Genomic DNA, 25,928 nt, shown 5'->3' on the forward strand with positions numbered 1-25,928 from the left:
ACAGCAGGTGACAAGCGTGCGACGGGACGGGCCCGGGGGGTGACGGGCCCGTCGCGTCAGATCTTGACGGACGCCGCCTGCGGCAGGTGGTCGCTGCCGGTGGCCTTCATCGTCCAGGCCGCGACCGGGTCGATCCCCTTCATCATGATCTGGTCGATCCGGGCCATCGGGAAGGCGGCCGGCCAGCTGAAGCCGAAGCCGTCGCCCGCGGCGCCCTGCGCGGAGCGCATCTGGGAGGTGACCGGGGCCAGCGAGCGGTCGTTCATGGTGCCGTTGAGGTCGCCGAGCAGGATCGTCTTCTTCAGCGGGTCGGCGGCGATCGCCTCGCCCAGCGCCTCGGCGCTGCCGTCGCGCTGGCCCGCGGTGAAGCCCGCCTCGACCTTGACCCGTACGGACGGCAGATGCGCGACGTAGATGCCGGCCTTCTGCCCGTCGGCGGCGGTGACGGTGGCGCGCAGCGCGCGGGTCCAGCCCATCTTGATGTCCACCGGCCGGGCGTCGCTCAGCGGCAGCTTGCTCCACAGCCCGACGGTTCCCTCGACCGTGTGGTACGGGTACGCCTTGGCCATTTCCCGCTTGTAGGTGGGCAGGGCGGTGGCGGTCAGCTCCTCGAGGGCGACAACATCGGCCTTGGAGTTGACGATGTCCTGAGCGGTGGCCGCCGGATCGGGGTTGTCGGCGTTGACGTTGTGGGTGACGACGGTGAGGTTGCCGCCGGTGCCCGCCTTGTCGGTGAGCTGTCCGCCGAAGAGGTTGAGCCAGACCGCGGCGGGCAGGACGAGCGCGAGCAGCGCGGTCGCGGAGCGGCGCAGCACCGCGAGGACCAGCAGCAGCAGGACGCCGAGGCCCAGCCAGGGCAGGAACGTCTCCAGCAGACTGCCCAGGTTTCCCACGGTGTTGGGGACCCGGGCGTGCAGGAACATCAGCAGCCCGAGCAGTACGGCCAGTACCGCGAGCACGATGCCGCGGCGCCACATCCCCTCAGGGCGCCACCAGTTCCGCAGGCGTCCGGCCCGGGAACGGTCCTGCTGGGCGTTGCGCCCCTGTCCCGGCTCCGTCATATATGCCTGCGCCATGTAGCTGTCCTCACTGCCTTGCTCTGGTGCGCCTCGCCTGTGGTCCCCGACCCTAGGCGATGGCCCTTATACCCGTTCTTAGATCAGCGCTGCCCCGGAAGGGCGCCGCGCATGTACGCGCTGCGCTTTCCCGGCCGTGCCTGCTCGCCAGTGAGGACGGTGCGGCGACGGGCCGGGGTTCCCGCGGGCGGGTTCGTGACAGCGGCTGTGACGGAACGGGCATGGTCCGGTCATGCGGGACGGGACATTTGGTGCGGGGAGGGCGGCAACGGACCGGTGCGGCGGCCGGGTTCAGCGCGCCGCCGGCTGCGGCCGGGGACGTACGCCCTCCAGGACCATGTCGACGATGTCCTCCGCGAGGCCCTCGGGGAGTTCCTTCCATTCGTGGAGGATGGCGCGGGCCAGCATCGGGCCGACGAACAGGTCGGCGAGGGTCTCGACGGGGTGGTCGGTGCGGATCTCGCCGTTGGCCATACCGCGCCGGAGCACCTTGAGCACCGCCTCGTTACGGGCCCGTACGACCGTCTCGTGGTACTCCGCCCACAGCTCCGGGTGCCCCTGGACATGGCTGACGACGGTGCGCAGCAGCGCGGAGTTGCGCTTGGCCAGTCCGCGGCGGCGCAGGAACTCCAGCAGGGAGACGAGGTCGTCGCGTACGGATTCGCCGGTCAGCGGCGGGGGCGGCACGTCCAGGGACCGCATGACGTCGAGCATCAGGGCGCTCTTGCCGGGCCAGCGGCGGTAGACGGTGGCCTTGCCCACGCCGGCCTCGCGGGCGATGCGCTCCATCGACAGCTCGCCGATGCCGACGCCCTCCTCGATCAGGCGGAGTACGGCCTCGATGATGGCGGAGTCGGCGGCGGCGCTGCGCGGTCTGCCGCGGCGTACGGGGTCCGCCCGGCCGGGCCGTCCCGGCCGCGCACCGGCCGCCGCCTCGGAGTCTCCCGCCGCCCGGCTCATCGCTGCACGCCCGCCTTTCGCTGTTCGTTCGGCTCCGTATCACGCGGGGCCGATGCCATTTTGCCGGGCAGGAAGGCGGCGACCACCACGGCGCCCACCACCGCGACGCCGGCGGAGCCGAGCGCGGTGACATGCATGGCGTGCACAAAGGCGTTCTGGGCGGAGACGACCAGGTCCTGCCCGGCCGGGCCCAGGTGCCGGGCGAGACCGAGGGTGGCCTCGATGGATTCGCCGGCCGCATGGCGCGCGGCGTCCGAGATGCCGGGCAGCGCGCCGATCTTGTCCTGGACGCCGTCGCGGTAGGTCGTGGACAGCACCGAGCCCAGTACGGCGACGCCGAGGGTGCCGCCGACCTGCCGGAAGACGTTGTTGAGCGCCGAGCCGGAGCCGGCCTTCTCGCGGGGCAGCGACTGCATGATCGCGACGGTGACCGGCGGCATGATGTGCGCCATGCCGGTGCCCTGGAGGAAGAACACCACCTCCAGGACCCAGATCGGCGTGCCGGTGTCCAGCAGCAGCATTCCGGACATGGTGACGGCGATGGTCAGCATGCCGGCGGTGCACACCGCACGGGCGCCGAAGCGGTCCACGGCGAGCCGGGCCCGCGGCGAGAAGATCAGCTGGGCGGCGGCCAGCGGCAGGATCAGCAGACCGGCCTCCAGCGGGCTGTAGCCGCGCACGCTCTGCACGTAGAAGACGATGAAGAAGGTGACGCCCATCAGCGCGAAGAAGACCAGCGCGACGGCGCCGACGGCGGCCGAGAAGGCGGGCTTGCGGAAGTAGCGGATGTCGATGGACGGATGGCTGCTGCGCTTCTGGTGCAGGACGAACACCGTCAGCACCGCGAGGCCGCCGGCGATGGTGCCCAGTACCTGCGGGTCGGTGAAGTCGGCGAGCTGGCCGCCCTTGATGATCCCGTAGACCAGCAGGACCAGGCCGATGACGGACAGCAGCACGCCGAACGGGTCCAGCCGGCCGGGGCGGGGGTCCCGGGAGTCGGGCACCAGGATCACCATCGCGACCAGCGCGATCAGCACGATCGGGACGTTGACCAGGAAGACCGAGCCCCACCAGAAGCGGTCCAGCAGCAGACCGCCGGCGATCGGGCCGATCGCGATGGCCAGGCCCACGCCGCCGGCCCAGATGCCGATCGCCCTGGGCTGTTCCTCGCGCTCGAAGACGTTCATCAGGATGGCGAGGGTGGCGGGCATGACGAAGGCGCCGCCCAGGCCCATCACGGCACGGAAGGCGATCAGCTCGGTGGGCGTGGCGGCCATCCCGGCGAGCACCGAGCCGACGCCGAACACCGCCAGGCCGAAGAGCAGGACCTTCTTGCGGCCCAGGCGGTCGCCGAGCAGGCCGGAGGTGAACAGCAGCCCGGCGAAGACGAGCGTGTAGGCGTTGATCGCCCACTCCAGCTCGCTCTGGGTGGCGCCGAGGCCGTGGGGGGCCGGGGACGCGATCGTCTTCATCGCGACGTTGAGGATGGAGTTGTCCAGCACCACTATCAGCAGGCTGAGCATGAGGACGTAGAGGATCATCCAGCGGCGCCGGTGGATCCCGGCGGGAACCTGGCGGGCGGGCGGCGCGCCGGGCGCGGTGGAGTCGGTGGTCATGACGTCCACCATACCCGCTTTTCGATACGGACCCGTTCCGTATCGATGAATTGATCTTTCGTGGCGGCACCTCCGCAGGTCAGGGCCCTGCCGTCGCGGCCGGTCGCCGCCCCGTGTCCCTGCACGCACCGCCCCCTTTCCCTGCACGCGCCGCGCATGCCAGCATGGAGGGGAGTCCGGGGACACCGTCAGGGTGCCTCGAGATGACGAACAGGAGCCGTCAAAATGACGCAGCTTTCGCCTGCCCGGAAGCCGGGCGCCAAGCCCGCCTCCGAGAGCAGCAAGACCCTGTACGGGGGAACCAGCTCGCGCCGCATCACGATCCGCGACATCGCCGCCGCCAAGGAGCGCGGCGAGAAGTGGCCGATGCTCACCGCCTACGACGCCATGACCGGATCCGTCTTCGACGAGGCGGGCATCCCCGTCCTGCTCGTCGGCGACTCGATGGGCAACTGCCACCTCGGCTACGAGTCCACCGTGCCGGTCACCATGGACGAGATCACCTACCTCTCCGCCGCCGTCGTCCGCGGCACCAAGCGCGCCCTCGTCGTCGCCGATCTGCCGTTCGGCTCGTACCAGGAAGGCCCGGTGCAGGCGCTGCGCAACGCCACCCGGCTGGTCAAGGAAGCGGGGGTGGGCGCCGTCAAGCTGGAGGGCGGGGAGCGCTCCGCGCACCAGGTGGAGCTGCTGGTCTCGTCCGGCATCCCGGTGATGGCCCATGTCGGGCTGACCCCGCAGTCCGTCAACGCCTTCGGCGGCTACCCGGTCCAGGGCCGCGGCGAGGAGGCGGCCCAGCAGCTGCTGCGGGACGCCAAGGCGGTGCAGGACGCCGGCGCGTTCTCGGTCGTGCTGGAGGCCGTCCCGGCGGAGCTGGCCGCCGAGGTCACCCGTTCCCTGCACATCCCGACCGTCGGCATCGGCGCGGGCCTGGACTGCGACGCCCAGGTGCTGGTCTGGACCGATATGGCGGGAATGACGGCGGGCCGGGTGCCGAAGTTCGTGAAGAAGTACCTCGAAATGCGTGAGCTGCTCGGCGGCGCCGCGAAGGCGTTCGCGGAGGACGTCGTCGGAGGGTCGTTCCCGGCGGAGGAGCACACCTTCCACTAGAGCCTGCCGATGAGGGCTTGCCCATGGGAGCTTGTCGACGGGGCGGCGTGACCGTCCCGTCCTGTCGGCGGACGGCCCGCGGGAAAGGATCCCGCGGGCCGTTCGCCCGTCCAGGCCGATATCCCTCACCTAGCGGCGGCCGAGGGCCTTCGCACGCGTATGGGCCCAGCCCGCGAGGGCGACGCCGGCGGCGGTGAGCGCCGCGTGCGCCAGCAGCACCGGGACGAAGCCGCCGGGCAGCCACCCGAGCAGACCTCGGTGTTCATGATCGATCAGGAGCCGGACGAGGCCCTGGCCGAAGACCGCCGTCACCACCGCACCCAGAACCTGCAGAGCGTCGTACTTCATGGCCTCTTCTCCTGTGGGGAATTGGGGTACGAACGTATCAATGACGCCATCCCAATGGGCCTATTTTCTTGCGGATTTGCCGCATTTCGTCACACTATTATCGACGCTACGATGAGAGATATGCGTGACGAAAAAGGAACGGCGTGCCTGGTGTGCGGCACCCGCATCGCCCCCTCGGCGCGAGGCCGTCCCGCCGTCTACTGCTCCCGTAGCTGCCAGGGCCGGGCGTACCGCCGACGCAAGGAGCACCTGCCGGAACCGGGCAGCCCGGCCGAGCGGACAACGGCGCGGCAGACGGACACCCAGGCGCGCCAACGGCACCGGATCGCGGAGGCGGTGTGGCGCATCGCCGCCGAGGAAGGCCTGGATGCGGCGAGCATGCGCCGGATCGCGGCCGAGGCCGGGGTTTCGTTGCGCGTGGTCCAGTACCACTTCGCCGGCAAACACGCCCTCCTGGTCGATGCCCTGCGGCTGCTGCACGAGGAGAACGAACGGCTGGCCAGGGCCCGTATTCCGTTCGACATGACGGATCCGCACAGACTGCTGCGCGCCCTGCTGGACGAATTCCTGCCGCTCGACGGGCAACGCGCCTCGGCGCTCCGGGTGTTCGCGGCGTATTACGCCCGCAGCCTGACCGACCCGTCGCTGGCAGCGGTGTTCCTGGCCGCCGAGCAGCCGCTGGAGGAACTCGTCGCGGAGATCATCGGGACGGGGCAGGCCGCCGGGAGCACGGACCCGGGCCTCGACGTACGGCACGAGGCGGACCTGCTGGTCTCGGGAGCCACCGGCCTGGGCCTGGACGTCCTGCACGAGCGCCGGTCGCTGGCCGAGGTGCGGGCGGTGCTGGACTACCACCTGTCGCGCATCTTCCCGACGGACGGTGATCCGCCGGATGGGCCTCAGGAGGTGGGCGAACAGATCCCTTAGGGGATGCGAGCGCCCCCTGCGGGGCCACAACGCGGGGGCACGGGGCCGGTATTCCCGGCTGGATGCCCGGCGGGCTTTTCGGCGGGATTCTTGTACGGACGGGCCACCGGCAACCGCACCGCCGCCCCTCCGACACCCGCCGGCTCTCCCTGTCGGTGGCCTGTCGGTGCGTTGTCGGTGGCCCCTGTCACCGTTGACGGCATGACGCGACAGACGACAATCACCAAGGACGGCAATGCCGTCGAGGTGCGCGGTCTGGTCAAGCACTTCGGCGATGTCAGGGCCGTCGACGGTGTGGACCTGGACGTGCGGGAAGGCACCGTGCTCGGCGTGCTCGGCCCCAACGGCGCCGGCAAGACGACCCTCGTACGCTGCCTGTCCACCCTTCTCGTGCCGGACGCCGGCCGGGCCGTGGTGGCCGGCTTCGACGTGGTGCGCCAGCCCCGCGCACTGCGCCGCACGATCGGCCTGACCGGGCAGTACGCCTCGGTCGACGAGAAGCTCTCCGGCTGGGAGAACCTCTACATGATCGGGCGGCTGCTCGATCTGTCCCGCAAGGACTCCCGCCGCCGCGCGGACGAGATGCTGGAGCGGTTCTCGCTGACCGAGGCGGCCAAGCGCCCGGCCGCCAAGTACTCCGGCGGAATGCGCCGCCGGCTGGATCTGGCCGCCTCGATGATCGGCCGCCCGGCCGTGCTCTACCTGGACGAGCCGACGACCGGACTCGATCCCCGTACCCGTAACGAGGTGTGGGAAGAGGTCCGGCGGATGGTGCACGACGGCGCGACGGTGCTGCTCACCACCCAGTACATGGAAGAGGCCGAGCAGCTGGCCGACGAGCTGACGGTCATCGACCGCGGCCGAGTGATCGCCGAGGGCCGGGTCGACGAGCTCAAGGCCAAGGTCGGCGGCCGGACGCTGGGCATCCGGCCGGCCGATCCGGCCGAGCTGGACCGGATGGTCGGCGCCCTCGCGCAGGCCGGTCTGGACGGCATCGCGGGCGCGACCGCCGACCACGACGGGGGTGTGGTCAACGTCCCGATCATCAGCGACGAGCAGCTGACCGCCGTGGTCGGCCTGCTCGGACAGCGGGGCTTCGCGCTCTCCGGGATCAGCACCCATCTGCCCAGCCTGGACGAGGTGTTCCTGGCCATCACGGGCCAGAAGACCTCCGAGGCCACGGCCCTCGAAGACACCACGGACCAGAGCTACGCGGAGGTATCGGCATGAGTGAGCGCAGCGAGCGAATCATCAAAAGGTGCGCGCCGCGCGAATGCGGGGCCGAGCGAAGCGAGGTATCGGCATGAGTGCGGCCACACTGACGGCACCGGCCGTGAAGCCGGGCGCCGACGAGGGCCGGATCGGCCTGCGCGCCAATCTGCGGCACATCGGGGCGCTGGTGCGCCGCAACGCCCTGCAGATCAAGCAGGACCCCGAGTCGATGATGGACGTGCTGCTGATGCCCGTCATCTTCACCCTGCTGTTCACCTACGTCTTCGGTGGCGCCATCGCCGGCAAGAACCATCAGCACGACTACGTCCAGCATCTGGTGCCCGGACTGATGGCGATGATGGGCCTGAACATCGCCATGGCGGTGGGCACGGGCGTCAACGAGGACTTCCGCAAGGGCGTCATGGACCGCTTCCGGACCATGCCGATAGCCCGGTCCTCGGTCCTGATAGCCAAGATCGTCGTCGAGATCGGCCGGATGCTGATCGCCACTTCGATCCTGCTCGGCATGGGCTTCCTGCTGGGCCTGGAGATCAAGGGCAGCCTGCTCGCGTTCCTCGGCGCGGTCGCACTGTCCACGGCCTTCGGCGCCGCCCTGATGTGGATCTTCATCCTGCTGGGGCTCAGCGTGAAGACCCCGCAGGCGGTGCAGGGCATGGCGATGCTGGTGCTGATGCCGCTGCAGTTCGGCTCGTCGATCTTCACGCCGACGACGAAGATGCCCGACTGGCTGAAGGACTTCACGCAGGTCAACCCGCTCTCCAACCTCGCGGACGCGGCCCGCGCCCTGATCAACGCGGACGGTGCCGTCGCGCACCCGGCGCTGATCACCCTCGGCTGGGCGGTCGCCATCACGGCCATCACCATGCCGCTGGCGATAGCGAAGTTCCGCAGCAAGACCTGACGCACGCCCCGCGGGGGGCCTCCCCGCGGGGCAGTCCTCGCCCGGCTCGCGTCAGATGAGGGCGATGGCCTCCTCGATCCGGAGGCCATCGCCTTCGGCGTACCCGCGCTCAAAGGCCGCGTCGCCCAGCAGCGCCCGCGCGGCCGCCTCCGTCCGCCTGCGGTCCCTCCGTACGACCAGGGTCGGGGCGTGCGAGACCGACCGCAGCGCGTCGTAGGCCCCCACCAGACGGGCCGCGTCCTGGGCGCCGCGCTCGCCGCGTACGGCCATCACCACCCGTGCGCCGGTGAGGAGTTGGATCACCGGCAGATCCGGCGCGACCATCTGCGCCAGCTCGTCGCGGGTCATCTCCAGCGCCGCCCGGAACCGCACCAGCAGCTCCGCCCCGTCGTGCCCCTCCTCGACGTCCAGCGCGACCAGCGACGTCTCCAGGAGCCCGACGAACAGCTCCGGTGCGCGCGGGCCGAATGTCTCGCGCACCGTCTCCAGCTCCGCGCGGGCCTCGGCCGTACGGCCCTGCACGGCCAGATGCGTCGCCAGCGTGATGCGCGCGAACGGCTCGGCGTCGCGGCCGCTGCTGACCTCCGTGCTCTCCGCCATGACCGCGCGCAGCAGCCGCTCCCCCGCCCGTGCCTGGCCCTCCTCCAGCAGGACGCCGCCGAGCCGGGCGCGCAGCATCATCGTCTGTCCGTGCGCGCCCAGATCCTCGGCGTAGGCCATCGCCGCCCGGTAGTCCTCCGCCGCGAGCGCGTACTCGCCGCGTTTCTCCCGGGATTCGCCGCGCCCGGACAGCGCCTCGGCGGCGCCCCAGGCATCGCCGATCCGGACGAAGATCCGCAGGGCCTCGTCGGCGTCGGTCATCGCCTGTTCCAGGCCGTTCGCGCGGTCGTTGAGGACCTTGGAACGCAGCTGCAGGACGTAGGCCAGATTCCAGTCGTCACCGAGGTCACGGCTGGTCCGCACCGCGCTGTCGACCAGTTCCGTCAACTGCTCGAACCGGCCGGAGATCAGTACCGCGAAGTACCACAGGAGGCCCGGCATCCGGCAGGTCTGCGGCATCCCGCTGCGGTAGGCGGTGATGATCCCCGCCAGCTCCTCCCGCATCTGAGGGCTGCGCAGCGCCTCGATGTCGCTCTCCTGGCAGGAGAGCGACACCAGCCGGGCCCCGCGGCGGGCCTCCACGAGCTGCTCGGGATCCATGGGCGGCGGCTTGTCGATGGGCCGCTCGAAGAGGTCGGGGGTGTCGACGAGCGGTGGCAGGAAGGGGTTGGGGCCGAGCGCCCCGGCCGCCTGCGCCCAGTGGCGCGCGTCGCTGAGGTGGTCGCGCAGCGACCAGAACCAGTGCAGGGACAGCACCAGGCACAGCGCCTCGTGTTCGTCGCGGGCGGCGACGGCGCGGCGCAGCGCGGTGCGCAGATTGTCGTGTTCCAGCTCCAGGCGGTCCATCGCGGCGCGCTGGCCGGGCGCGCGCAGCAACGGGTCGGTGGTGCGGGCCAGTTCGCGGTAGGTGACCAGATGACGGCGCTCGACCGCGGCCCGTTCACCGGCCTCGTCCAGCCGCTCGCCCGCATACTCCGCCACCGTCTCCAGCAGCCGGTAGCGCATCGCTCCGGTGTACGCGCCGTTCCCCGCGCTCTCGGCTGCTGCCTCCTCCCCTTCGTTCGAGCGGGGGGACCCCCCTGCGCAGAGGAGACCACCGTCACCGGAGCGGCCGACGCCGCGCACCTGGCCGACGGGCGCGGCCACCACCAGCGACTTGTCGATCAGCGAGCCGAGCAGCGCGGCCACATCGCGGCCGTCGACGCCGTCGCCCGCGCACACCTGCTCGGCGGCGGCCAGATCGCAGCCGCCGGCGAAGACGGACAGCCGGCGCAGCACCGCCCGCTCGGAGGCGTCGGTCAGCTCCCAGGACCAGTCCACGACGGCGCGCAGCGTCTGCTGGCGGGGCAGGAGCGTACGGCTGCCGCTGGTCAGCAGCCGGAAGCGGTCGTCGAGGCGGTCGGCGATCCCCCGCGGGGAGAGCATCCGCAGCCGGGCGGCGGCGAGTTCGATGGCCAGCGGCAGTCCGTCCAGGCGGCGGCAGATCTCGGCGCAGGCCGCCGCGGTGTCCTCGTCGGCGTCGGTCCGGAAGCCGGGGCGGGCGGCGGCCCCGCGGTCGGCGAGCAGCCGCAGCGCCACCGGGTCGGGCAGCGGCTCGACCGGCCGCAGCACCTCGCCCGGTACGGCCAGCGGCTCGCGGCTGGTGGCCAGGACCGTGACGCCGGGGCAGGCGGCGAGCAGCCGCTCGGCGAGTTCGGCGGCGGCGCCGATCACATGCTCGCAGTTGTCGAGGACCAGCAGCATCCGACGGCCCGCGCACTGCTCGACGAGCCGGGCGAGCGGGTCCAGCGCCGTGGGGTCGCCGGCCGCGCGCAGTCCCTCGGCGGCGGTGCCGCGGACGACGGTCTCGCGGGCGCCGAGCGCGGTGAGCACCGCCTCGGGCACCGTCGCCGGATCGTCGACCGGCGCCAGCTCCGCCAGCCAGACGCCGTGCGGCCAGGCGTCCGGCGCGGCGGCCGCGGCGCTTTCGGCGCCCTCCTGCGAGAGGCGGGTCTTGCCGGCGCCGCCGGGTCCCAGCAGGGTCACCAGGCGGTGCGCGGCGAGGTCGGCGCGGAGCGCCGCGATGTCGGCGTCGCGGCCCACGAAGGAGGTGAGGCGGGCGCGGAGGTTGCCAGGGCGGCGGGCCGCCACGGGGCGTACGGGGTCCGGGGCCGTGCCGGGGTCCGGGTCCGGGGCCGTGCCAGGGGACGGGGCGGGCGTTGCGGGCGGCGCCGGGCGCAGCAGCTCGGCGTGCAGGGCGCGCAGCTCGGGGCCCGGGTCGGTGCCGAGGCGGTCGGCGAGGCCGGTGCGTATCTCCTCGTAGGCGGCGAGCGCCTCGGCACCGCGCCCGGCGGCACGCAGCGCGCGCAGCCGCAGAGCCTGGAGGGGTTCGTTCAGGGGGTGGTCCCGGCAGAGCGCGGCCAGCGTGGGCAGCGCCCGCTCCGGGCGGTGCAGGGCGAGGTCGGCGGCGAGGCGGTCGCACTGGGCGTCCAGGCGGCGGTTCTCGGCGCGGGCCGCCTCGACGCCCGGCTCGGGCAGATCGGCCAGCGCCGGGCCGCGCCAGAGGGCCAGCGCCTCGTCGAGGAGGGCGGCGGCGCGGGCCGGGTCCGCCTCGGCGAGCGCCCGGCCGCCGTCCGTGGCCAGCCGTTCGAAGCGGTGCAGATCGACGGTGTCGGGCTCGGCGCACAGACGGTAGCCGCCGTCGGCCGAGGCGACGGCGGCGTGGCCCAGGGCCCGGCGCAGCCGGCCGACGAGGGCCTGCAGGGCACCGGCGGCGTCGGCGGGCGGCGCCGCGCCCCAGACGTCGGCGATCAGCAGATCCGGGGAGAGCGCCCGGCCGGGGCGCAGCGCCAGGGCGGCGAGCAGGGCGCGCAGCCGTGCGCCGCCGAGGGCGACGGGGGTCCCGTCGGCCCGGCCGGCCTGCGTGGTGCCGAGAATTCCGTAGCGCACCGGCCCATTGTCCTGCACGGCCGCGCCGCTCACCCTGCGCTCACGCCTCTCGCATTCCTGAACGGTCCCCCGAAAACTCGCCGATGTGCCGGCTGCATCCCTGATGATCCCCCGCATGCCCCCTGAGGAGCCCCCGAGGCGTCCCCGATACGGCGAGGCCCGCCCCCTGATATTTCCCCGAGGTCCACTGTGCCCGGAAACCGGCGGATACCGCGCGGTGTTTTCCTTACCAGACCAGGTCACCGCCTTACCAGGTCACCGCCTTACCAGGCCACCGCCCTTACAAGGTCACCGACCTACAAGGTCACCGGCAGCGAGGACGGGCCGCCACCGGCCGCGCCGGGCGCTCCGCCGCGAACGGCCGCCGCCGGGGACCGTGCGGAAACAGCCGTGCGGCGGTTACGGTCATGGCTGCCGACCACGCCACCTCGGGGAGAGCACGCCACATGACCACAGCCCTCCAGCGGGCCGACCGGCGCATCAGCCCGGTCTTCCTCGCGCTCGTCGCCGTCATGGCCGTATCGGGATGGGCGGTGTGGAGCGGGACCATAGCCGCCGACACCCGGTTCGCGGTCTTCTTGTTCGTGGTGTCCGGCTGGGTGGTGTCCCTGTGCCTGCACGAGTACGCGCACGCCCGCACCGCGCTGCACAGCGGCGACATCTCGGTGGGCGCCAAGGGCTACCTGACGCTGAACCCGCTCAAGTACACCCACGCCCTGCTGAGCATCGTGCTGCCGGTGATCTTTGTGATCATGGGCGGGATCGGGCTGCCCGGCGGCGCGGTGTTCATCGAGCGCGGCCGGATCCGGGGCCGCTGGCGGCACAGCCTGATCTCGGCGGCCGGACCGCTGACGAACATCCTGTTCGCGGCGGTGTGCACCGCGCCGTTCTGGCTGCACGCCCTGGACGGTGTGCCCGAGCCGTTCCGCTACGCCCTGGCGTTCCTGGCGCTGCTCCAGGTCACCGCCGCGATCTTGAACTTTGTGCCGGTGCCCGGCCTGGACGGCTACGGCGTGATCGAGCCGTGGCTGTCGCTGAAGATACGGCGCCAGGTGGAGCCGATCGCACCGTTCGGGCTGCTGGCGGTGTTCGGCCTGCTGTGGGTGCCGGAGATCAACCATGTGTTCTTCGGCCTGGTCGACACGGTTCTGCGCGCCCTGGGCGTGACGGACTGGGACACGTACCAGGGCCAGGAGCTCTTCCGGTTCTGGCAGGACGAGCCGCAGGCGCTGTCGGGCGGCGGAAGCCTCTAGGGGCGGCCTCAGCCGGCCGCCGCCTGCCCCTCCAGCTTCGCCTTGCGCACGTAGAACCACGCCATGTTGCTGGAGATACCGGCCATCAGGACCCAGACGATGCCGACGAAGCTGCCGTTCACGAAGGAGATGACGGCCGCGGCGACGGCGAGGACGCACAGGGCGATGGCCATGAGAGCGAGTCGCCGGGACGGGCCGGAGGGAAGCAGGCGGGGCATGGGGGTCGTCTCCTGGGAGAGGTCAGCGGCTTCGGGCATTCCGCCCCAGTGTCCCCCATCCGGTCCGGGAGGCTTCGCCTGGGCCGGTCCGCTGCGCTTTGCCTGGGCCCCACGTTGTCGGCTTCCCCGCCGTAGGGGTTCGTCGCCGTTGCGCCTGCGGCCCGTTCGCTGCGCTTTGCCTGGGCCGACGTTTTCGGCTTGCCCGCCGTAGGGGTTTGCCGCCGTTGCGCCTGCGGCGGGCGGTGCCGCTTGCGCGGGGCTGTTCGGCTACGGGACCGGGCCTCCGGACTCCGTCCTGCGGCCCGCCCCCTCCCCGTTGGGGGTGGGAGAAGACGGTGGGGGTATGCGTCGGTGGTCAGGTGCACCTAGTGGACGCAATCACCTGCACCCGACACGAGACGCCCGCCCCCACGAGACTCCACCCACCCACGGGAGGGGCCACCCCGCAGGACGAAGTCCGGAGGGGTGGCACCGCACCCGACAAACCCACGCCCGCCGCGCAGGCGCAACGGCGACAAACCACCCACGGCGGGACAGCCGACAACGTACGGCCCAGGCAAAGCGCAGCGAAGGGGTCACACGTCCGTGATCCGCAGCCCCGCGTGCGCCTTGTAGCGGATGTTGGCCGAGATCAGGTTGGCGACCAGCGACTCGACCTGGTGGGCGTTGCGCAGGCGTCCGGCGAAGACGCCGCGCATCCCGGGGATGCGGGCGGCCAGCGCCTGGACCACGTCGGTGTCGGCGCGGGACTCGCCCAGGACCATCACATCGGTGTCGATCCGCTCCGTTTCGGGGTCCTGCAGCAGCACCGCGGACAGGTGGTGGAAGGCGGCGGTGACCCGGGAGTCGGGCAGCAGGGCCGCGGCCTGCTCGGCCGCGCTGCCCTCCTCCGGCTTGAGCGCGTAGGCGCCCCGCTTGTCGAAGCCGAGCGGGTTGACGCAGTCGATGACGAGCTTGCCGGCCAGCTCCTCGCGCAGCGCCTCAAGGGTCTTGGCGTGGCCGTCCCACGGCACGGCGACGATCACCACATCGCTGCGCCGGGCGCACTCGGCGTTGGCCGCGCCCTCGATTCCGAGGCCGAGTTCGTCCGCGGCGGCCTGGGCGCGCTCGGCCGCCCGGGAGCCGATGATCACCTTCTGGCCGGCCTGGGCGAACCGGTAGGCCAGGCCGCGTCCCTGGTCACCGGTGCCGCCGAGGACGCCGACGACGAGGCCGGAGACGTCCGGGAGGTCCCAGGGGTCGCGCTTGAGGGCGGCCTTCGCTCGGGTCGCGGCGTTCGGGGACTGGGCAGCGTCAGGAGTAGTCATGACAGCGATACTGTCACGCCATTGCCGCGGAGGACCGGGTCATGCCTTCACGCTGCCCTCGGTCAGCCCCGCACGCCAGTACCGCTGGAGCACCAGCATCAGCACCATCAGCGGCACCACGGACAGGAACGCCCCGCCCACCGTGTACTGGTAGAGCACCGGTTTGCGGTCGGCGAAGCCGGTCCAGGAGGTCAGGCCCAGCTGGATCGGATAGAGGTCGGAGTCGGCGAGCATCACCAGCGGCAGGAAGTAGTTGTTCCAGATGTGCACGAACTGGAACAGGAAGACGGTGACCAGCGCCGGAGTCATCATCCGCAGTCCCAGCCGGCCGAAGATCCGCGCCTCGCCCGCGCCGTCGATCCGGGCCGCCTCCAGGAGCGAGTCGGGCACCGCGGCGGCGGCGTAGATCCGGCAGAGGTAGACGCCGAACGGGCTGACCATGCTGGGGATCAGGACCGCCCAGTAGGTGTTGGCCAGGCCCAGTTCGCTGAAGAGGAAGTAGAGCGGGAGGGCGAGCGCGGTGCCCGGGACGAGGACCCCGGCGAGCACGGTGTTGAAGACCGCCTCCCGGCCGCGGAAGGGGAATTTGGCCAGCGCATAGCCGGCCGCGGCGGACAGCAGGGTCGCGCAGACGGCGCCGATCCCGGCGTAGAGCAGGGAGTTGGCGAACCAGCGGGCGTAGATGCCGTGGTCGTAGGTGAGGACGTCGGCGAGGTTGCCGAGCGGCCGCGGGTGGTCGGAGAACCAGAAGCCGAAGGTGCCGAAGAGGTCGGCGCTGGACTTGGTGGACGAGACGATCAGCCAGTAGACCGGCACCAGGAAGTAGAGCGCGGCAACGGTCAGCAGCGATGCGGTGATGATCCGGTAGCGGACCGGGGGCCGGGTCAGGGTCCGGGTCATCCGCGCTCCTTCTTGCGCCCGCCGACCAGCCGCAGGAAGCCGAAGGACAGTACGCACGCCACCAGCGCGAGCAGCACCGCCTCGGCCGCCGCCACATGCTGGTTGTTGCCGACGAACGCCTCGCTGTAGGCGTGCAGGTTGGGGGTGAAGCCGGTGTCGATGGACGAGGCGAGCGGGCGCAGCACCTTGGGCTCGGCGAACAGCTGGAGGGTGCCGATGATGCTGAAGACGCAGGTCAGCACGAGTGCCGGGCGGATCAGCGGGATCTTGATGTGCCGGGCGACCTGCCAGGCGTTGGCCCCGTCGATCCGCGCCGCCTCGTACAGCTCGCCGGGCACGGACTTGAGCTGGGCGATCAGCACCAGCATGTTGTAGCCGGTGAACTGCCAGGTGACGATGTTGGCGATGGACCACAGGACGGTGCCGCGGGCGAGGAAGTCCACGTCCCAGCCCACGGACTGGGCGATCTTCACCAGCGGGCTGATGCCGGGGACGTAGAGGAAGCCCCACAGGATCGAGGCGATCACGCCGGGGACGCCGTAGGGGAGGAAGAAGGAGCTGCGGAAGAAGGGGATGCCGCGGGCGGAGGCGCTCTCCAGGAGCAGTGCCAGGGTGGTGGCGAGCACGATCATCAGCGGGACCTGGACGGCGCCGAAGAGCAGCACCCGGCCGAATCCGGCCAGGAACTGGTCGTCGGAGAGCGCATGCGCGTAGTTGGCGAGGCCGGCGAACGCCTCGTGTTCCTGGCCGCCGAGGCCGAGCGGGCCGGTGCGTTCGGTCTTGTGCAGGCTCTGGTGGACGGCGTAGACGATCGGCGCGATGAAGCAGAGCGCGAAGAGGGCGAGGAAGGGCAGGACGAAGCCGGCCGCGGCGCGGGCGTTGCGGACCTCGGTGCGCGAGGCGCGGCGCGCGGGACGCCGGGCGTCGCCCTTTGACGGAGTGACCGGCTCGGGACGGCTGAGCGTGTCCCGGCTCACGCTCCGCTCTCCACCTTCAGGCCTTTGCCCTTGAGGTCGGCGATGGTCTGGCCCTGGACCTTCTTCAGGACGGAACGGAAGGAGGCGCCGGTGCCGAGCGCGTCGGTGAAGGCGTCGCCCAGGCGCTGGTAGAGGGTGTCGACGCCGGGTCCCCACTGCCAGCTGGTGTCGACGTGCGCCCCGGCGGCGGCGAAGATCTTGCTGTACTCCTGGCCGCCGAAGAACGGCTTGTCGACGTCGAGGTCGGTGGTGGCGTAGCCCTTCTTGGCGCTGGGGAAGCCGTAGCCGCCGTCGATCAGCAGGGCGATGGACTCGGGGTCGGTGTTGAGCCAGACGGCGAAGTCCAGGGCGTCCTTGGGGTAGTGGGCCTTGGCGAAGACGGCGGTGGTCGAGCCGCCCCAGTTGGCGAAGACATCGGCCCCGGCCTTCCACTGGGGCAGCGGCGCGGCCCGCCATTTCCCCTTGGTGCCGGGTGCGTTGCCGACCAGCAGCGCATCGCCCCAGCTGGCGCCCACCCAGGCGGCGATGGCGCCGGTCTGCAGGTCCTTGTACCAGGCGTTCTGCCGGTCGGGGATGGTCTTGATGAGCTTCTGTTTGACCAGGGCTTCCCAGTAGTCGACGACCTTGCGGGTGGGTTCGTCGTCGACGTTGATGATCCAGGTGTCGCCGTGGGTGGCGTACCACTTGGCGCCCGCCTGCCAGGCGAGGCCGGCCAGGCGGTTGCCGTTGGTGGCGGAGAAGGTCTCGATCCAGGCGCCCTTCTTACGGATCGCCTTGGCGGCCGTCTCGTACTCGTCCCAGGTCGTGGGCGTGTGGACGTCCCACTTCTCGAACAGGTCCTGACGGATGAACAGGCCCATCGGGCCGGACGCCTGGGGGATGGCGTAGATGCCCTTGCCGAACACCGACTGCTGCCACTGCCAGCCGAAGAACTTGTCCTTGTGGCGGGCGGCACCGAGCGGGGCGAGATCGAGGAGGCCGTTGTCGAGGAGGAAGCTGGGGATCACCGGGAACTCGATCTGGCCGAGGTCGGGCGGGTTGCCCGCCTTGATGGCGGCGTGCATCTTCGCGTACTGCTCGCCGTCGACGGCCGACACCTTCTCGACCTTGACCTGGACCTCGGGGTTCTTGCGGTTCCACAGGTCGACGGGCTTGTCGATGCCGGGTACCCAGGACCAGAAGGTCAGATCGATCTTCTGGCCCTTCTTGCGTTCCTTGGGTGCGGGGTCGCCGTCGCCGCCGTCGCCGCAGCCGGCGAGCGCGAAGCCGGCGGCGACGGCGGCCGCCCCGCCAAGGACCGATCTGCGGTGCAGGTCTTTGCTGGTCATGCGGGTTCCTCCACGGGGATGCGGCGGAAGGTGATCGTCGAGTAGGCGCTGTAGTCGCCGGTTTCGTAGAGCAGTCCGACGCTCGCCGGGTCCAGCCGTACGAGGTCGGAGTAGGCCGCGGGCAGCCCGGAGACGGTACGCAGGGTCCGCCAGGTCAGGCCGCGGTCGCGGCTGGTGCGGAGGGTGAGCAGGGCGCGGGCGGCCGGGTGGGCGGGCCCGGAGAACAGCAGTTCGTCGCGGTCGGGGAGGTGGAGCAGGCTGCCCTGGCAGACCGGTCCGGCCAGGCCCGCCTGCGGGCGGAAGGGGGCGTCGAGGTGTGCGCCGCCGTCGGCCGAGCGGGCGTCGGCGCGGTGCCAGGCCGCGGCGGTCTCGGTCCGGGTGTTCAGGTAGAGGCTGCCGTCGGGGAGTTCGGCGGCGGTGGTTTCGTTGGGTGCAACCGAGGCGTGGGTGTCGCCGTCGGTGTAGCCGATCCGCCAGGTGGCGCCGTCGTCGTCGCTGAGCAGCGCGTGCCCGCCGTTGTAGCGGGCCTCGGCGCCGGTGTCCTGCGGGTCGGCCGGCGGGGTGGAGTGGTTGGCGGGGACGACCAGGCGTCCGGCGTACGGGCCGTGGCGCAGCCGCAGCGCATGGCCGGGGCCGGTGGCGTACCACCGCCATTCGGGGCGCTTGGCCCGGTCGGTGATCTCGCGGGGCGGGCTCCAGTGCGCGCCGTCGTCGTCGCTGTGCTGGATCCAGACGCGGCGGCCGTCGGCGGGCGGGACCCGGCCGCGGCGGATGCGGTCCTCGGTGGCGTCGGCGGCGTTGTGAACCTGCAGGAGCAGCACCCGGCCGGTGGCGAGGACGACGGGGGCGGGGTTGCCGGCCGTTCCGGTGCCGTTGCGGGCGAGGACCTGGAGCGGGCCCCAGGTGCGGCCGCCGTCGGAGGAGCGCTTGAGGACGACATCGATGTCGCCGGTGTCGGAGGCCGAGGTGACGCGGCCCTCGGCGAAGGCCAGTACGGCACCGGAGCGCGCCCGCACCACGGCCGGAATCCGGAAGCTCGTATACCCCTCGGTCCCGGCGCGGTACGGCACGGAACTCTCGTCGCGCTCGTCCACCACGGGTCACCCCCAACGGCCGGACGTAGGATGTCCGCTGTCCGGTGACCATAAAGAGGGCCCAACTGACCGTCAAGGCACCCGACATGACCCGTTTTCGTGTCGGCAAAGCGACACTCGACTCCGGGTGAAATCGCGGTGAACGATCCGCCGGCGCACGCCCCGCCGGGACAGGCCGACGGGCCCGGCCGCGGTCCGTGGACCGCGGGCCGGGCGGGCCCTGTGCCGGAAGCCGGCCCCGGGAGCGTCACGCCAGCTCGACGACCATCAGGACGAACGCCGCGACGATGACGGCGACGCGCGCATAGTGGAACCGGTCCCAGCGGCCGAGCTGCTGCTTCCAGTCCGCCGGCACGCCTTCGTCGTTCCACTTGGCGGCGCGGGAGTTGATCGGGACGAGCAGCGCGATCGACATCAGCACGCTCAGGACGAGCAGGCCGGTGGCCGCGACGATGAGCCCCGCCCCCGCGTCGCCCCACCCCAGAACCGCCCGGAGGGCACCGAGCACGACCGAGCCGATGTACCAGAACGGCATCACCTTGCCGAGGATCCGGGCTCCGTCGCTGCGGGCCGCGACGCCACCGTTGTCCGGCAGCCGGTCCAGGATCGGATTGACGAAGACCGCCACCGCGAACTCCACGCCCACCAGCATGCCGACGACCACGACCGTGACGATGGCCAGTGTGTGCTGCATGTCCCCTCCAGAGGCTCCGCGGGCACTTTTTCTAGCGCCGCTAGGTTGTGGTGCGATGCTAGCGAATGCAGCGCTCGAATGTCTAGCGGTGCTAGCATCGAGAGATGTCAGTACAGGAACGCAAGGAACGCGAGCGGGCCCACCGCCACCGGCTGATCGTCGCGACGGCCCGCGAACTCGCCGAGTCCCACGGCTGGGACGCCGTCACCACACGCAAGCTGGCCGAGCGCATCGAGTACAGCCAGCCCGTGCTCTACAGCCATTTCCGCGGCAAGCGGGAGATCGTGGGGGCGGTGGCCCTGGAGGGTTTCACCGAGCTGACGGCGGCGATCCGGCGCGCGGTGGCGGACGGGCCGGCGGGGCGGGCCGCGGTGGCCGCGCTCGCGGGGGCGTATGTCGACTTCGCCGAGCGCAACCCCGCGCTCTACGACGCGATGTTCCTCCTCGACACCGGCCTGGCGTTCGCCGACGCGGAGACGCCCGCGCCGCTGCGCGAGTCCTTCGAGGCGCTGCTCGGCACGCTCGGCGAGGTCGCGGGGGACGCCGAACCGGCCCTGTTCGTCGAGGTCTTCTGGTCGGCGCTGCACGGCCTGGTCGCGCTCACGCGCTCGGGCCGCCTGCCGCCGTCGGAGGGGCCGCGGCGACTCGATCTCCTGGTGGACCGGTTCGCGGGGCGCTGACCGGGCGTTACTCGGCGAGCCGCCGGCGGATGCCGTCGAAGTGCCGGTGCATCGCCGCCACCGCCCGATCGCCGTCGCCGGCCTCCAGCGCCTCGACGATGGCCTGGTGCCGAAGGGCCGTCTCCTGCGGGTCCTGGCTGCCGTCCGCGCAGTGCTCGCGCACCTGCCGCAGCGCCACCCAGAACGCGTCCAGCACCTCGACCAGCAGGACATTGCCCAGCGAGCGGTACAGGGCCTGGTGGAACGCCCGGTCGGTGCTGCTCTGCACCTGCCCCTCGTGCGCCTCCGCCGTCATCTGCGCCACCAGGTCCTTGAGGACGGCGAGGTCCTGGGCGGGCAGACTGCGCGCGACGGCGGGAATCAGCCCGGCCTCCAGCGCCTCGCGGACCTCCATCAGCTCGTACAGGCCCGGTTCGCCGTGCCGGTGGGCGACCGCGGCGCGGAAGGCGACGCCTTCGACGAACGGTTCGAGGGTGAGCGGGCCGACGTAGGTGCCGTAACCGTGCCGGACCTCCACGATGCTGACGGCCTGCAGGGCCTTGAGCGCCTCGCGCACCGAGTTGCGGCTGACGTTGAGGAGGCGGACCAGTTCGGACTCGGGGGGCAGCGGGTCGCCCGGCGCCAGCCCGTCCCGCAGGATGAGCTGCTTGATCCGTGCCTGCGCGCCCTCCGCCGTCGTGCCGTGTGCCATGTGGTCACTCTCCCTCTCCCGCGGCCGCCGCGCCCCGCCCCGTTCGGCCGCAGGACCGCGCGTCCCTTGGCCGAGCGCCGGAGCACGCGCCTATTGTGACCCCGACACAGGACTTCCCATGTCCCGCGTGCCACCTGCGCCTTGCCGGCCTCGCTGACGGGAACGGGCGCGGGAGAGGGCCGGGGAAGGGACGTGGGAGCCACCCCGGAGCCGCTGGAGCCCTCATGGCACTGCCCGCACCGCTGCGCGGCGTCATCCCGCCCGTGTGCACCCCGCTCGACCGGCACGGCGAGGTCGACACCGTCTCCCTCTCCCGCTTGGTGACCCACCTCGTCAACGGCGGCGTCCACGGGCTGTTCGCGCTCGGCTCCACCAGCGAGGTCGCCTACCTCACCGACGCCCAGCGCGCCACCGCCCTGGAGACCGTCGTCAAGGCCGCGGACGGGCGGGTCCCGGTACTCGCCGGAGTCATCGACACCACCACGCCCCGCGTCCTCGACCATGCGCGGACCGCCGCCGTCCTGGGCGCCGACGCCCTGGTCGCCACCGCGCCCTTCTACACCCGCACCCACCCGCGCGAGATCGCCGCCCACTTCCGCCGCCTCCGCGCCGACGCCGCGCTGCCCCTCTTCGCGTACGACATCCCCATGGCCGTGCACCGCAGACTGCCGCTCGCGCTGATCCGCGAGCTGGCCGAGGACGGCACGCTCGCCGGGCTCAAGGACAGCAGCGGCGATGAGGCCGGGCTGCGCCGTCTGCTCGTCGCGCTCGGCGGCCGCAACGGCCGCGGCACCGGCCCCGCACCCGCCTTCTCCGTCCTCACCGGCTCCGAACTCACCGTGGACGCCGTCCTGTTGGCGGGCGCCGACGGCGTCGTACCGGGCATCGGCAACGTCGACCCGGCGGGCTATGTACGGCTCTACGAGGCCGCGCGGGCCGGCGACTGGGCGCGGGCGGCCGCCGAACAGGAGCGCCTGGTCGCGCTGTTCTCCGTCACCGATGTCGCCCCGGAGGACGAGATGGGCCGCAGCTCCGCCGCGCTGGGCTCCTTCAAGACGGCCCTGTGGCTCCGCGGCGTGATCGACCACGGCGCCACCGCCTTCCCGCAGATCCCGCTGCGCGAGGAGTCGGTGGCCGAGGTCGGACGGCTGCTCACCGCCGTGGGGCTGGCGCCGGAGAAGGTCCCGTACGGGTGACCCGACGGGCGAACGGCCACCGGGGCGCGGCGGCCCGCGGCAGGATGCGGGCCCATGGATGCCGTACGGGTCGCGCTGCTGCGCGAGGTGCTCGCCGGGACGGAGTGGCTCCGGTCCACCCGCCGCTTCGCCGCATCGCTGCGCGCCTCGGTCGCCGCGCACGACGGCGGCCTGCTGCTGGTCGGCAGCGCCGGGTACGAGCCCTGGCATCTGGCCGCCCACCTGGACGACGAAGCCGCCTGGTCGGGCCTGCCGGAGCTGTCGCCCACCCTGGTCCGGCACCGCGTGCCCGGCGGCGCACCGGCGCATCTGTCCGTGGGGCTCGGCAGGCTGGAGGCCGCCGGGCGCGGCGCGACGCTGCTGGTCGTCACGCCGGAGCGGCCCGGCGACGGGCTGCTGGAGCGGGTGCACGACGCCCGCTGCAACGGCGCGACGGTGCTCGCGCTGGACGGCGGCGACCGCGATCTGCACGCCCTGGCCCATGACGCGCTGACCTCGCCGGAGCGCGCCGACGAGGTGGCCCAGGGCCTCGACCTCGACACGTTGCAGCATCTGGTGAGCGCGGCCGCCGGGGAGAACAGCGTGCCCGCCCCGTTGGGCACCACCCCCCGCCGCCGCTTCCGCGACCGGCTGGCCCGCCTCGCCGACGGGCTGACGGCGCCACCGCCGCCGCGGTGGTGAGCGGGCCTACGAGGTCTGCTCGCCCTGCTCCCCCTGGCCGTCCCCCCGGCCCTCGCCCTTGTCGTGCCACTTGGGGTCGGTCTCCCACTCCAGGTTGCGCTCGCGCGCCGTCTCCATGGCGTGCGCCGCTTCCTCGCGACTGGCGTAGGGGCCGAAGCGGTCGGCGGCCCGGCACTCGGGGCCCTCTTCGACCTTCTGGTGCCGCAGGCAGTAGTACCACTCGCCCGGCTTGCCGACCGTACGCCTCTTGAACAGCGCCATTGCCGCCTCCTGTGGATCGCTCCCGTCCCGCCATCCTGCCCGATGGCCCGCGGATACACTCGCTGGCATGTCTGGCCAGTCGTTTCTTGTCCCGGGGAGCATCTCCCCCACCCGCCCCGTCCCCGCCTCGATCCCGCGCCCGGAGTACGTCGGGAAGGACGCACCCGCCCCGTACACCGGGCCCGAGGTGCAGGATGCCGAAACGATCGAGAAGATGCGGATCGCCGGCCGGATCGCCGCGCAGGCGATGGCGGAGGCCGCCAAGCACATCGCACCGGGCGTGACGACCGATGAACTCGACCGGGTCGCCCATGAGTTCATGTGCGACCACGGCGCCTACCCGTCCACGCTCGGCTACCGCGGCTTCCCGAAGTCCCTGTGCTCCTCGCTCAACGAGGTCATCTGCCACGGCATCCCCGACTCCACCGTCCTCAAGGACGGCGACATCGTGAACCTGGACGTCACCGCGTACCTCAACGGTGTGCACGGCGACAACAACGCCACCTACCTGTGCGGCGAGGTGGACGAGGAGTCCCGCCTCCTGGTGGAGCGCACCCGCGAGGCGCTGAACCGTGCGATCAAGGCGGTCAAGCCGGGCCGGCAGATCAACATCATCGGCCGGGTCATCGAGTCGTACGCCAAGCGCTTCGGCTACGGGGTCGTCCGCGACTTCACCGGTCACGGCATCAACTCCGCCTTCCACTCCGGCCTGATCGTTCCGCACTACGACAGCCCGCACCACACCACCGACATCAAGCCCGGCATGACCTTCACCATCGAGCCGATGCTGACGCTGGGCACCCACGAGTACGACATGTGGGAGGACGGCTGGACCGTGGTCACCAAGGACCGCAGGCGGACCGCGCAGTTCGAGCACACACTGGTGGTGACGGAGACCGGGGTGGAGATCCTCACGCTTCCCTGACGCAAGCAGGGGCCGAATTTTACCGACAGGGCGTCGGGAACAGGGGTACGCTGGTTACCGACAGGTTGTCGGGAACGGGTGGACCGCCTGTTCCCTCCGCTCCTCTCGGCCCCGGAGGCCCGCTTTGGAAGCGTCCAGCCCGACTCCGTCGTCCCCCGAGCTCCCGGATTCACCGCCCCCCTTCTCGACGGTCATCCGCACCGCCTCGCACGAGCAGCACACCGAGGCGGAGAACTCCTCGTTCATGAGCGATCTGCTCGGCGGCAGGCTCGGGGTCGCGGCCTACCGGCGCTACACCGAGCAGCTGTGGTTCGTCTACCGCGCCCTGGAGGAGACCTCCCAGGCGCTCGCCGACGACCCGGTGGCGGGCCCCTTCATCCGCCCCGAGCTCGCCCGCACCACCGAGCTGGAACGCGACCTCACCCACCTGGCCGGCCCGTCCTGGCACGCGGGACTGGAGCCGCTGCCCGCCACCGCCGCCTATGCCGACCGCGTGCGCGACTGCGCCCACGAGTGGCCGGCCGGCTATGTCGCCCACCACTACACCCGCTATCTCGGCGACCTCTCCGGCGGCCAGATCATCCGCGGTACGGCCGAGAAGACCTGGGGCTTCGCGCGCAAGGGCGACGGCGTGCGGTTCTACGTCTTCGAGGACATAGGCAACCCCGCCGCCTTCAAGCGCGAGTACCGTGAACTGCTCGACGCGCTGCCGGTCGACGACCTGGAGAAGCAGCGCGTCGTCGACGAGTGCAAGCGGGCGTTCGCGCTGAACAGCGCGGTCTTCCGGGAGCTGGGCGCGGAGTTCCCGCTGAGCGCCTGAGGGCGGGTGCGGGCGCGTGCGGAGCGCGCAGCGGCTGGGCGCACGGCGTGGGCCGTGACGCCCGGCCGGCCTCCCCTACCGCGCCCGCTCCACCTCCCTGACCCCGGCGAGCGCGACGCGGCCGCCGATGTCGATGGCGCCGTCCGGCCGCGGCCGGGTCAGGATCCGGGAGCCCGCGCCCTGGCGGATGTCGAGGCCGCGGCCCAGCTCATGGGTGAGGACGAGCGCGGCGGCGCCGGTGGCCTCGTCCTCCGCGATGTTGTCGCCGCGCCGGGGAAATCCGCGGGCCCGTACGGCGCCCGCGCCGGTGTCCCGCCAGGCCCAGGCGTAGAGCCAGCCCTCGCCCGGCGGCGGCGCGGGCAGCGCGTCGACCTCGGCGGGGGACCCGTACTCCTGGGTCCGGCGCCCGGTCACCCACTCCGGCCGGCCGCGTACCCAGGTGAACTCCCCGTCGTACGCGACCGCCACCTCACCGGCGGGCGGCCGCAGCACGGTCACCGGACGTCCGAGGTGGCGCAGCAGCCAGGCCAGCCCGACGAGCGGATGCCCGGCGAACGGCAGCCGCACGCTCGGGGTGTAGATGTCCGCCACGCCCCGGGCCGCATCGTCGAGGAACACCGTCTCGCTGAAGCCGAGCCGGGCGGCGAGGGCCTGCCGGTCCGGCTCGGCCGGGAAGGCGGCGCCGTCGCGGACGACGCCCAGGAGGTTGCCGCCCCGCCCCTCGCCGCCGCAGAAGACCCGGAGGACGTGCAGCTCCACCGCCGCTCCCCCGCCGGTCATGCCCGCATCGCCCGCTCCGCCGTCGCTCATTTCCCTGCCCCCTCGGCCGTTCCGTATGGCTCGCCGCATCGCTGCGGCCCCCGTTCCCGTCCCTCATCCAACAGCACCCGTGCGTGCGCCGACGATCATGTGCGGCACGGATGCCGTGGTCGCCATGGGCTCCGCGGACCTCGCACCGCATGGTTTTCGCCACGCCGCTCGGCGGCCCGTCGGCCGAATATCACCGGTCATGACCCGCCGCAGGCGACGCCCCTTACCTTGACCGAACCATGACGCTTCCGTGACCGAGGTCGACCCCATCCGTAATCAGGTCGTTGTCCGTGAGAGCGGGATCACTGGACAGGGTGGGCAGAACCAGGTAAGCCTCAGATAACTTAGGGCTGCCTTAGTGGCAGCCCTGATGTCCGTCCCCCTGTTTTTGCATCGC

The 25,928-nt window shown here is 72.0% G+C and carries 25 protein-coding genes; 10 read left to right on the forward strand and 15 right to left on the reverse strand.

Annotation, left to right across the window (positions count from 1 at the left end; translation table 11 throughout):
• Positions 1–56: 56 nt before the first annotated feature.
• From AC5677_RS11480 to AC5677_RS11490, 3 genes are all read right to left on the reverse strand, one after another.
• Positions 57–1,061 (reverse strand): endonuclease/exonuclease/phosphatase family protein, encoded by a 1,005-nt coding sequence (locus tag AC5677_RS11480; protein WP_497196586.1) that lies wholly within the window; start codon positions 1,059–1,061, stop codon positions 57–59.
• A gap of 306 nt (positions 1,062–1,367) precedes the next feature.
• Complete coding sequence (locus tag AC5677_RS11485) at positions 1,368–2,036, reverse strand: TetR/AcrR family transcriptional regulator (protein ID WP_497194928.1); 669 nt, start codon at positions 2,034–2,036, stop codon at positions 1,368–1,370.
• A complete protein-coding gene (locus tag AC5677_RS11490; RefSeq protein ID WP_497194929.1) occupies positions 2,033–3,652 on the reverse strand; it encodes an MFS transporter in 1,620 nt (539 codons plus the stop codon). Before AC5677_RS11490 ends, AC5677_RS11485 begins: the two co-directional genes overlap by 4 nt.
• Positions 3,653–3,877: 225 nt before the next feature.
• Between AC5677_RS11490 and panB the strand changes: the two genes are divergently transcribed.
• Complete coding sequence (gene panB, locus AC5677_RS11495; protein ID WP_497194930.1) at positions 3,878–4,759, forward strand: 3-methyl-2-oxobutanoate hydroxymethyltransferase; 882 nt, start codon at positions 3,878–3,880, stop codon at positions 4,757–4,759.
• 129 nt (positions 4,760–4,888) lie between these two features.
• On the opposite strand, the gene AC5677_RS11500 is transcribed toward panB, so the two are convergent.
• Positions 4,889–5,107 (reverse strand): hypothetical protein, encoded by a 219-nt coding sequence (locus tag AC5677_RS11500; protein ID WP_497194931.1) that lies wholly within the window; start codon positions 5,105–5,107, stop codon positions 4,889–4,891.
• Positions 5,108–5,227: 120 nt separating this feature from the next.
• On the opposite strand from AC5677_RS11500, the gene AC5677_RS11505 reads away from it, so the two are divergent.
• The 3 genes from AC5677_RS11505 (at position 5,228) to AC5677_RS11515 (ending at position 8,168) form a co-directional block, all read left to right on the forward strand.
• Entirely contained in the window at positions 5,228–6,034 is an 807-nt protein-coding gene (locus AC5677_RS11505; protein ID WP_497194932.1) for a TetR/AcrR family transcriptional regulator, read from the forward strand.
• Between the two features lie 201 nt (positions 6,035–6,235).
• The gene (locus AC5677_RS11510) at positions 6,236–7,264 is read left to right on the forward strand and encodes an ATP-binding cassette domain-containing protein (protein WP_497194933.1); all 1,029 of its coding nucleotides are present in this window, start codon (positions 6,236–6,238) and stop codon (positions 7,262–7,264) included.
• 73 nt (positions 7,265–7,337) lie between these two features.
• Positions 7,338–8,168 carry an ABC transporter permease gene (locus AC5677_RS11515; RefSeq protein WP_497194934.1) on the forward strand — a complete coding sequence of 277 codons (831 nt, stop codon included), beginning with the start codon at positions 7,338–7,340 and terminating at the stop codon, positions 8,166–8,168.
• A 51-nt stretch (positions 8,169–8,219) separates the two neighbouring features.
• Here AC5677_RS11515 and AC5677_RS11520 read toward each other — a convergent pair whose 3' ends face one another.
• Positions 8,220–11,696: an AfsR/SARP family transcriptional regulator gene (locus AC5677_RS11520; protein WP_497194935.1), complete on the reverse strand. Its 3,477-nt coding sequence runs from the start codon at positions 11,694–11,696 to the stop codon at positions 8,220–8,222.
• A 446-nt stretch (positions 11,697–12,142) separates the two neighbouring features.
• On the opposite strand from AC5677_RS11520, the gene AC5677_RS11525 reads away from it, so the two are divergent.
• A complete protein-coding gene (locus AC5677_RS11525) occupies positions 12,143–12,949 on the forward strand; it encodes a site-2 protease family protein (RefSeq protein ID WP_497194936.1) in 807 nt (268 codons plus the stop codon).
• An 8-nt stretch (positions 12,950–12,957) separates the two neighbouring features.
• Here the strand turns inward: AC5677_RS11525 and AC5677_RS11530 are convergent, their stop codons facing one another.
• The 7 genes from AC5677_RS11530 to AC5677_RS11560 all read right to left on the reverse strand — a co-directional run bounded on the left by AC5677_RS11530 (position 12,958) and on the right by AC5677_RS11560 (position 19,467).
• Positions 12,958–13,167, reverse strand: a complete 210-nt coding sequence (locus tag AC5677_RS11530; protein WP_497196587.1) for a hypothetical protein — start codon at positions 13,165–13,167, stop codon at positions 12,958–12,960.
• Between the two features lie 575 nt (positions 13,168–13,742).
• Complete coding sequence (npdG, locus tag AC5677_RS11535; RefSeq protein WP_497194937.1) at positions 13,743–14,474, reverse strand: NADPH-dependent F420 reductase; 732 nt, start codon at positions 14,472–14,474, stop codon at positions 13,743–13,745.
• Positions 14,475–14,513: 39 nt separating this feature from the next.
• Positions 14,514–15,374: a carbohydrate ABC transporter permease gene (locus tag AC5677_RS11540; protein ID WP_497194938.1), complete on the reverse strand. Its 861-nt coding sequence runs from the start codon at positions 15,372–15,374 to the stop codon at positions 14,514–14,516.
• Positions 15,371–16,351 (reverse strand): carbohydrate ABC transporter permease, encoded by a 981-nt coding sequence (locus AC5677_RS11545; protein WP_497194939.1) that lies wholly within the window; start codon positions 16,349–16,351, stop codon positions 15,371–15,373. The genes AC5677_RS11540 and AC5677_RS11545 overlap by 4 nt, the downstream gene beginning before the upstream one ends.
• Complete coding sequence (locus AC5677_RS11550) at positions 16,348–17,679, reverse strand: ABC transporter substrate-binding protein (RefSeq protein ID WP_497194940.1); 1,332 nt, start codon at positions 17,677–17,679, stop codon at positions 16,348–16,350. The genes AC5677_RS11545 and AC5677_RS11550 overlap by 4 nt, the downstream gene beginning before the upstream one ends.
• The gene (locus AC5677_RS11555) at positions 17,676–18,773 is read right to left on the reverse strand and encodes a sialidase family protein (RefSeq protein WP_497194941.1); all 1,098 of its coding nucleotides are present in this window, start codon (positions 18,771–18,773) and stop codon (positions 17,676–17,678) included. Before AC5677_RS11555 ends, AC5677_RS11550 begins: the two co-directional genes overlap by 4 nt.
• 247 nt (positions 18,774–19,020) lie before the next feature.
• Positions 19,021–19,467, reverse strand: coding sequence for an anthrone oxygenase family protein (locus AC5677_RS11560; protein WP_497194942.1), 447 nt, complete (start codon positions 19,465–19,467; stop codon positions 19,021–19,023).
• Positions 19,468–19,571: 104 nt separating this feature from the next.
• Between AC5677_RS11560 and AC5677_RS11565 the strand changes: the two genes are divergently transcribed.
• Positions 19,572–20,147 carry a TetR/AcrR family transcriptional regulator gene (locus AC5677_RS11565; protein ID WP_497194943.1) on the forward strand — a complete coding sequence of 192 codons (576 nt, stop codon included), beginning with the start codon at positions 19,572–19,574 and terminating at the stop codon, positions 20,145–20,147.
• Positions 20,148–20,154: 7 nt separating this feature from the next.
• Here AC5677_RS11565 and AC5677_RS11570 read toward each other — a convergent pair whose 3' ends face one another.
• Positions 20,155–20,838 carry a FadR/GntR family transcriptional regulator gene (locus tag AC5677_RS11570; protein ID WP_497194944.1) on the reverse strand — a complete coding sequence of 228 codons (684 nt, stop codon included), beginning with the start codon at positions 20,836–20,838 and terminating at the stop codon, positions 20,155–20,157.
• Positions 20,839–21,062: 224 nt separating this feature from the next.
• Here AC5677_RS11570 and AC5677_RS11575 point away from each other — a divergent pair, with 224 nt between their 5' ends.
• Both AC5677_RS11575 and AC5677_RS11580 read left to right on the forward strand, forming a co-directional pair.
• The gene (locus AC5677_RS11575) at positions 21,063–22,034 is read left to right on the forward strand and encodes a dihydrodipicolinate synthase family protein (protein WP_497194945.1); all 972 of its coding nucleotides are present in this window, start codon (positions 21,063–21,065) and stop codon (positions 22,032–22,034) included.
• Positions 22,035–22,088: 54 nt separating this feature from the next.
• Positions 22,089–22,715 (forward strand): hypothetical protein, encoded by a 627-nt coding sequence (locus AC5677_RS11580; RefSeq protein ID WP_497194946.1) that lies wholly within the window; start codon positions 22,089–22,091, stop codon positions 22,713–22,715.
• Positions 22,716–22,721: 6 nt separating this feature from the next.
• Here AC5677_RS11580 and AC5677_RS11585 read toward each other — a convergent pair whose 3' ends face one another.
• A complete protein-coding gene (locus AC5677_RS11585; RefSeq protein WP_497194947.1) occupies positions 22,722–22,976 on the reverse strand; it encodes a hypothetical protein in 255 nt (84 codons plus the stop codon).
• A gap of 67 nt (positions 22,977–23,043) precedes the next feature.
• On the opposite strand from AC5677_RS11585, the gene map reads away from it, so the two are divergent.
• Together map and AC5677_RS11595 are read left to right on the forward strand one after the other, a co-directional pair.
• Entirely contained in the window at positions 23,044–23,901 is an 858-nt protein-coding gene (gene map / locus AC5677_RS11590) for a type I methionyl aminopeptidase (RefSeq protein WP_497194948.1), read from the forward strand.
• 124 nt (positions 23,902–24,025) lie between these two features.
• Positions 24,026–24,721, forward strand: a complete 696-nt coding sequence (locus tag AC5677_RS11595; RefSeq protein WP_497194949.1) for a biliverdin-producing heme oxygenase — start codon at positions 24,026–24,028, stop codon at positions 24,719–24,721.
• Between the two features lie 75 nt (positions 24,722–24,796).
• Here the strand turns inward: AC5677_RS11595 and AC5677_RS11600 are convergent, their stop codons facing one another.
• Positions 24,797–25,531 (reverse strand): PhzF family phenazine biosynthesis protein, encoded by a 735-nt coding sequence (locus AC5677_RS11600; protein ID WP_497194950.1) that lies wholly within the window; start codon positions 25,529–25,531, stop codon positions 24,797–24,799.
• Positions 25,532–25,928: the final 397 nt, after the last annotated feature.

The sequence above is a fragment of the Streptomyces sp. JLSY215 genome (assembly GCF_059682825.1).